Below are 6,600 nucleotides of genomic sequence, written 5' to 3' on the forward strand. Positions count from 1 at the left end.
GCGTCGCACCTGCCCGTTTGCCCGGCGTCGCACCTGCCCGTTTGCCCCGCGTCCCCCCCCCCCCCGGTGGGCCCGAGCGCCCCCCCCCCCCGGGCCCGGGGCCCCCCCCCGGGGCGCCGCCACCGCCACGCGCCGCGGCCGAGGCCTACTGGGATCTGGCCGGGCTCGACGGCGGGGCGGCGGCCGCCCGGCTGCGGCGGGCGTCGCTGCGCGTCGAAGTGCTCGACGACATCGATCCCGAAGCGGTCCGCTCGGCCTGCCTGGCCTCCGGGGTCGCCCTCGCTCCCGAGGGCGGCGCCGCGGACCTCACTCTCGTACTGTGCGACGACTACCTTGCGCCGCGCCTGCGCGACCTGGACACCGCGCACCGCGCCCAGGGCACACCGTGGCTCATCGCCAGGGCCTGTGGCGCCGAGCCCTGGGTCGGTCCGCTCTTCCGGCCGGACGGCGGGCCCTGCTGGAGCTGTCTGGGATCGCGGCTCTCCGGGCACCGGCGCGCCGAGGGCCCGGTGCGGCGCGCGCTGGGCATCGAGGGGCCGCCGGCCAGGCCCGCCGCCTCGCTGCACGCGGGCCGCGCCATCGCCCTGAACCTGGCTGTCCTGGAGGCGGCGAAGTGGCTCGCCGGGGTCCGGGACGACTCCCAGGCACAGCTCCACACCTGGGACACCCTCCGGATGCGGGGCCGCAGCCACCGCGTCGACCGGCGCACGCAGTGCCCCGTCTGCGGCGATCCGGGCACCGTGGCCGCGTGGGTCGACCGGCCCTTCGTCCCCGCCTCGCGCCCCAAGGCGTCCACGGCTGCGGGCGGCGGGCACCGCGCGCTGACCCCCGAGCAGATGCTGGCCAGGCACGGCCACCTCATCGACCCGGTGACCGGGATCGTGAAGGAGGTCCGCCGCGCGCCGCGCACCCCGGAAGGGCTCAACTCCTGCATATCCGGGCCCAATCTGGCCATGAGCGCACACACCCTCGGCGGACTGCGGGCCGGGCTGCGCGCGCTGAGCGGCGGGAAAGGACTCACCGAGACGGAGGCGCGGGTCAGCGCCCTGTGCGAGGCCGTGGAGCGCTACAGCGGCACCCGGCACGGCGACGAGCCGGTGGTGCGCGACACCTACCGGGGCCTCGGCGCCGAGGCCGTGCACCCGTACGCCTGCCAGCTCTACGACGAGCGGCAGTTCCGCGAACGCGAGCACTGGAACTCCCGGTTCTCCAGCTTCCAGTACGTGCCGCGGCCCTTCGCCGACGACCGGCCGACGGAGTGGACACCCGTGTGGTCGCTGACCTCGGGTGCCCGGCGGCTGCTGCCCACCTCGATGCTCTACTTCACCCACGGCGAGCCGACCGAGGACGGCCTGTACGCCGACTCCAACGGCAACGCGGCGGGCAGCAGCCGCGAAGACGCCCTGGTCCAGGGGTTCCTGGAGCTGGTCGAACGGGACGCGGTGGCTCTGTGGTGGTACAACCGCACGCGGCAACCGGCCGTCGACATCGACGCGTTCGCCGAGCCGTACGCCGACCGGATCCGCACGGCCTGCGCCCGTCTGCGGCGCGAGGTCTGGGTGCTCGACCTCACCTCGGACTTCGGTATCCCGGTCTTCGCCGCCCTGTCCCGGCGCACCGACAAATCCGCCGAGGACGTGATCTTCGGGTTCGGGGCGCACTTCGACCCCCGGGTGGCGATGCGCAGGGCCCTGTCGGAGCTCGGCCAGTTGCTGCCCACGGTGTGCGACGCACGGGCGGACGGCACCGGCTACGCGCTCACGGATCCCGAGCCGCTGGGCTGGTGGCGCCGGGCCACCATCGCCAACCAGCCCTATCTGCGCCCCGATCGCCTGCTCCCCGCGCGCGTGCCGGAGAGCTGGGACTACGTCCACCGCGCCGATCTGCTGGACGACGTGTCGGCCATCACCGCGTTGGTACGGGACCGGGGGATGGAGCTTCTCGTGCTCGACCAGAGCAGGCCGGACCTTGAAGTTCCTGTCGTGAAGGTAGTGGTGCCGGGGATGCGTCACTTCTGGGCACGGTTCGCTCCCGGACGGCTCTTCGACGTTCCCGTCGCCCTGGGCCGCCTCGGCGCACCGACGTCGTACGAAGCGTTGAACCCCGTGCCGCTCTTCGTGTGACCGGACGCTTCGACCGGAGCCCCTGTCGGCGAACTCCGCCTTGTAAAGCGACTTTTGAGTACTCATGCGGACTCTTACGCGGTTGTCATGGCCTTCACATATCATCCGCAGACAACCGCGCACAGTTGCGAGAAGAGGTCGCGAACGGTGGACAACCAAGCACGGTTAGACATCGCTGACAGCAGCAACGCAGAGCGCGACGGCGACAGCGGGGAGCGCCACAGACCCGGCGGGGAGCCGGGGACGCCACCGCCGGAGAGACGCAGCCGGGACCTGCCCGCTCCCCGGGTGGCCCACGTCATCCTGGTGATGGCACTGCTCAGCTACACCGTCGTCACCCTGCTCAACCTCCTGGGCGCGGACATGGCGGGGTATCAGCAGGTCATCGCGCTGGTGTCGCTCGCGGCCATTCTCGCCCTCCAGCTCAGACACTCGGCGCCCGGTGCCAACCGGGCGCCGCTGTGGCAGCGCTGCCTCACCCTGACCGCGCAGGCCCTCCTGACCTACCTGCCGTTCTTCGTCTTCCAGGCCGAGTGGGGCGCGATGGCGGGGTTCCTCGCCGGGTCACTGCTGCTCCTGCTGCCCGCGCGTGTCGGATGGAGCCTGTACGGCGTGGTCGGGGCGAGCCTCTCGGTGCCCGCGGCCCTGGAGGGCAGGTCGGTCCTCGTCGTCGTGTACCTCTGCCAGTCGACGCTCCTGACCGGCCTGGTCACCTACGGGCTCTCCCGGCTGAGCGAGCTGGTCAAGGAGGTGCACTCGGCACGCGACGAGCTGACCCACATGGCCGTGACCGAGGAACGGCTGCGCTTCGCACGGGACTTGCACGATCTGCTCGGCTTCAGTCTCTCCGCCATCACGCTGAAGAGCGAGCTGATCCACCGGCTCATACCGCAGCATCCGCAGCGCGCCAGGGAGGAGGTCCAGGACGTCCTGTCCGTGGCGCGCGACGCGCTGGCGGACGTGCGTCGAGTGGCCAGAGGGTTTCAGGACATGTCCCTTGAACAGGAGGTCAGTTCGGCACGATCGGTGCTGAGCGCGGCCGACATCGGCACGACGGTACGGGTCTCGCTCGGCAGCGTGAGCACGCAGACGTCCTCGGTCCTCGCGGCGGTCCTCAGGGAAGCGGTGACGAATGTGCTCAGGCACAGCAAGGCGGACAACTGCAACATCGAGGCCATCCAACTCGACGGCAACGTACATCTGTTGGTCGCTAACGACGGAGCCGCCCCGGATCATCACGAGCACTCCGTGCACGGCGGCAGCGGCCTGATGAACCTGGAGGCGCGGGTGCGGGCGATCGGCGGAGAGGTGAAGGCCGGGCGGGTCGACGGGACCCGGTTCCGCCTGCGGGTCGTGGTCCCCGCCGAGCAGGAGTAGCCCGACAGGCCATCTTTTCCCGGCAGTTGACCGCTCGGGGCTGCACCGCCTAGTCGGATCTGACCACCCAGTTGGTAGAATCCGGCCGGAATTCGCTGATTACGGGGGGGCCGTGATTCGGATACTGCTGGCTGAGGACATGCACATGGTCCGCGGCGCGCTGGTCGCGCTGCTCAATCTCGAAGCCGATCTCGATGTGGTGGCCGAAGTCGAGCGGGGGGACGAGATCGTCGCCAAGGCCCTCGAGACGAAGCCCGATGTGGCGGTGATCGACATCGACCTGCCGGGCCTCGACGGCCTGACGGCCGCGACCCACCTGCGGGAGCGGATGCCGGAGTGCCGCACGCTCATTCTCACCAGCCTGGGCCGCCCCGGCACGCTGCGCCGGGCACTGGCCGCGCATGTGTCCGGCTATCTCCTCAAGGACGCCCCGCCCAAGGAGCTTGCGGAGGCGGTGCGACGTGTCGCCGCGGGCCAGCGTGCCGTCGACGCGCAGCTGGCGCTCGCCGCCTGGGGCGGGGCCGAGAACCCGCTGACGGAGCGGGAGAACGAGGTGCTCAAGCTGGCCTCGCAGGGGGCGGAGGCGCCCGAGATCGCCTCCCGGATGCATCTGACGACCGGCACGGTCCGCAACTACCTGACGACGGTCGTCTCCAAGCTCAACGCCCGCAACCGCGTCGACGCGATCCGCATCGCCCGCGACTCAGGGTGGTTGTACTAGGAGTCCGCATCCGCATCCGGGGCCGGCGGATGCACCGGCTTCGCCATGCCCGCCGCCACCAGGTAGCGCAGGATGCCGTCCGTCACCTCGGGGTGCAGCGGCAGGGCCTCCGTGGCGGCGTCCGGGGTGACGGGCCAGGCGAGCATGCCGACCACCCAGACCGCCTCCGGGCGGTGCAGCACCACCCGGTGCAGTGAGGCGGCCGACTCCAGCGCGACCCCCGCGGCGTCCAGCGTCACCCTGACGTCCCGCGGCAGCCGTATCTCGTCCGCGGCTTCGAGTTCGTCGGGAGAGAACGTCGCGAGCCGGGACTCGGGAGACACCGAGAGGAGCGGCCCCTTCAGGTCGTCGAGGCCCAGGGTGCGCACCGTCAGGTGGGAGAGCCGGCTCAGCGTGGGCAGGAGCACCAGGCAGATGCTGCCCTCAGGGTTCGCCCGGACGTTGGCGGGCAGCACGGGGCCGAGCTCCATGCGGCGCAGCGCCTCGCGGACGACCGGGTCGGGGTCGATGAGCTCCTCCGTGCCAAACCGGCCGGTGAGCACCACCGCGTCGTCAGTGGTCTCCACGACGACGTCCTCGCTCAGCGACCACAGGTGCAGCGGCTGCCGACCGACAGGATCCGGCATGGCGCGCTCCCTTCCGATGCGTGGTCGGCCCGAGTATCCGGCAGCCCGGCAGCGCGCCGAAAGCCACGGTTTCATGGCTCGCACATGAAGATCTCATAGGTGATCGGCAAGTTCCGCCGCATCCCGGATCTCCCCCGTCCGCTTGCCGCTTTGCCCGGTCGCAAGGGCCACTCCCTACGTTCGGCGACAGTCAGCCCACTGCGTCCACGTCTACGGGAAGGGGGACGGCCGGTGGCCGTTCATACAGTGGAGAGCAACGAGACCCCACCCTCCGGGAGCAAGGATGTCCGTCGTCTGAACCGGGTGATCATCCGCTTCGCGGGTGACTCGGGTGACGGCATGCAGCTCACCGGCGACCGGTTCACCTCCGAGACGGCGTCCTTCGGCAATGATCTGTCGACGCTGCCGAATTTCCCCGCCGAAATCCGCGCCCCCGCAGGGACGTTGCTCGGAGTCTCCAGTTTCCAGCTGCACTTCGCCGACCACGACATCCTCACGCCGGGCGACGCGCCGGACGTCCTTGTCGCGATGAACCCGGCCGCGCTGAAGGCGAACATCGCCGACGTGCCGCGCGGTGCGGAGATCATCGTGAACACCGACGAGTTCACTTCACGGGCACTTCAGAAGGTCGGGTACTCCGCAAATCCCCTGGACGACAACGCACTTGATGCCTATCGAGTGCATCCCGTTCCGCTGACGACCCTCACGGTCGAGGCGCTGAAGTCCCACGGACTTTCACGCAAGGACGCCGACCGGTGCAAGAACATGTTCGTGCTGGGGCTGCTGTCGTGGATGTATCACCGGCCGACCGAGGGCACGGAGCGGTTCTTGCGGACGAAGTTCGCCAAGAAGCCCGATATCGCGGAGGCGAACATCGCGGCGTTCCGTGCGGGCTGGAATTTCGGGGAGACGACGGAGGATTTCGCGGTCTCCTACGAGGTCGCGCCTGCCGCGCAGGCGTTCCCGGCGGGCAGGTACCGCAACATCTCGGGGAATCTGGCGCTGTCGTACGGGCTGATCGCGGCGGGACGGCAGACGGGACTGCCGCTGTTCCTGGGCTCGTATCCGATCACTCCGGCCTCCGACATCCTGCACGAGCTGTCCCGGCACAAGAACTTCGGAGTGCGGACCTTCCAGGCCGAGGACGAGATCGCCGCGATCGGCGCCGCCCTGGGCGCCGCGTTCGGCGGATCGCTGGCCGTCACCTCCAACTCCGGTCCTGGTGTGGCGCTGAAGTCGGAGACCATTGGGCTCGCGGTCTCGCTGGAGCTGCCGCTGCTGATCGTGGACATCCAGCGCGGCGGGCCGAGCACCGGGTTGCCGACCAAGACCGAGCAGGCCGATCTCTTGCAGGCCATGTACGGGCGCAACGGCGAGGCGCCGGTGCCGATCGTGGCCGCGAAGACGCCGGCGGACTGCTTCGACGCGGCGCTGGAGGCGGCCCGGATCGCGGTCACCTACCGCACCCCGGTCTTCCTGCTCTCTGACGGTTATCTGGCCAACGGCTCCGAGCCCTGGCGCATCCCCCAGCTCGACGAACTGCCCGAAATGCTGGTGCAGTTCCCGCAAGGACCCAACCACGTCCTGGACGACGGGAGTGAGGCGTTCTGGCCCTACAAGCGCGACCCGCACACCCTGGCCCGCCCCTGGGCGATTCCGGGCACGCCGGGTCTTGAGCACCGGATCGGCGGGATCGAGAAGCAGGACGGCACCGGCAACATCTCCTACGACCCGGCCAACCACGACTTCATGG

The 6,600-nt window shown here is 70.4% G+C and carries 5 protein-coding genes; 4 read left to right on the forward strand and 1 reads right to left on the reverse strand.

The features are described 5' to 3' along the window. Positions 1-218: 218 nt before the first annotated feature. The 3 genes from ACQKIP_RS36125 to ACQKIP_RS36135 all read left to right on the forward strand — a co-directional run bounded on the left by ACQKIP_RS36125 (position 219) and on the right by ACQKIP_RS36135 (position 4,221). The gene (locus tag ACQKIP_RS36125) at positions 219-2,123 is read left to right on the forward strand and encodes a TOMM precursor leader peptide-binding protein (RefSeq protein WP_427745104.1); all 1,905 of its coding nucleotides are present in this window, start codon (positions 219-221) and stop codon (positions 2,121-2,123) included. Positions 2,124-2,411: 288 nt separating this feature from the next. After that, positions 2,412-3,500, forward strand: a complete 1,089-nt coding sequence (locus ACQKIP_RS36130; protein WP_365858287.1) for a sensor histidine kinase — start codon at positions 2,412-2,414, stop codon at positions 3,498-3,500. A gap of 112 nt (positions 3,501-3,612) precedes the next feature. Beyond that, positions 3,613-4,221: a response regulator transcription factor gene (locus tag ACQKIP_RS36135; RefSeq protein ID WP_361200421.1), complete on the forward strand. Its 609-nt coding sequence runs from the start codon at positions 3,613-3,615 to the stop codon at positions 4,219-4,221. Here ACQKIP_RS36135 and ACQKIP_RS36140 read toward each other — a convergent pair. Further along, the gene (locus ACQKIP_RS36140; RefSeq protein WP_365858285.1) at positions 4,218-4,847 is read right to left on the reverse strand and encodes an NADH oxidase; all 630 of its coding nucleotides are present in this window, start codon (positions 4,845-4,847) and stop codon (positions 4,218-4,220) included. The two genes, ACQKIP_RS36135 and ACQKIP_RS36140, sit on opposite strands and share 4 nt — an antisense overlap. A 231-nt stretch (positions 4,848-5,078) precedes the next feature. Between ACQKIP_RS36140 and ACQKIP_RS36145 the strand changes: the two genes are divergently transcribed. Beyond that, positions 5,079-6,600: 2-oxoacid:acceptor oxidoreductase subunit alpha (locus ACQKIP_RS36145; RefSeq protein ID WP_427745105.1), on the forward strand; the 1,522-nt coding region annotated here is incomplete at its 3' end.

This window comes from Streptomyces sp. NPDC059900, assembly GCF_050270335.1.
In the GTDB taxonomy this organism is placed as follows: Bacteria; Actinomycetota; Actinomycetes; order Streptomycetales; family Streptomycetaceae; genus Streptomyces.

What these genes read in the sequence shown, in the direction of transcription:
- ACQKIP_RS36140 (WP_365858285.1), bottom strand. Translation starts at nt 4,847, where the DNA reads ATGCCGGATCCTGTCGGTCGGCAGCCGCTGCACCTGTGGTCGCTGAGC.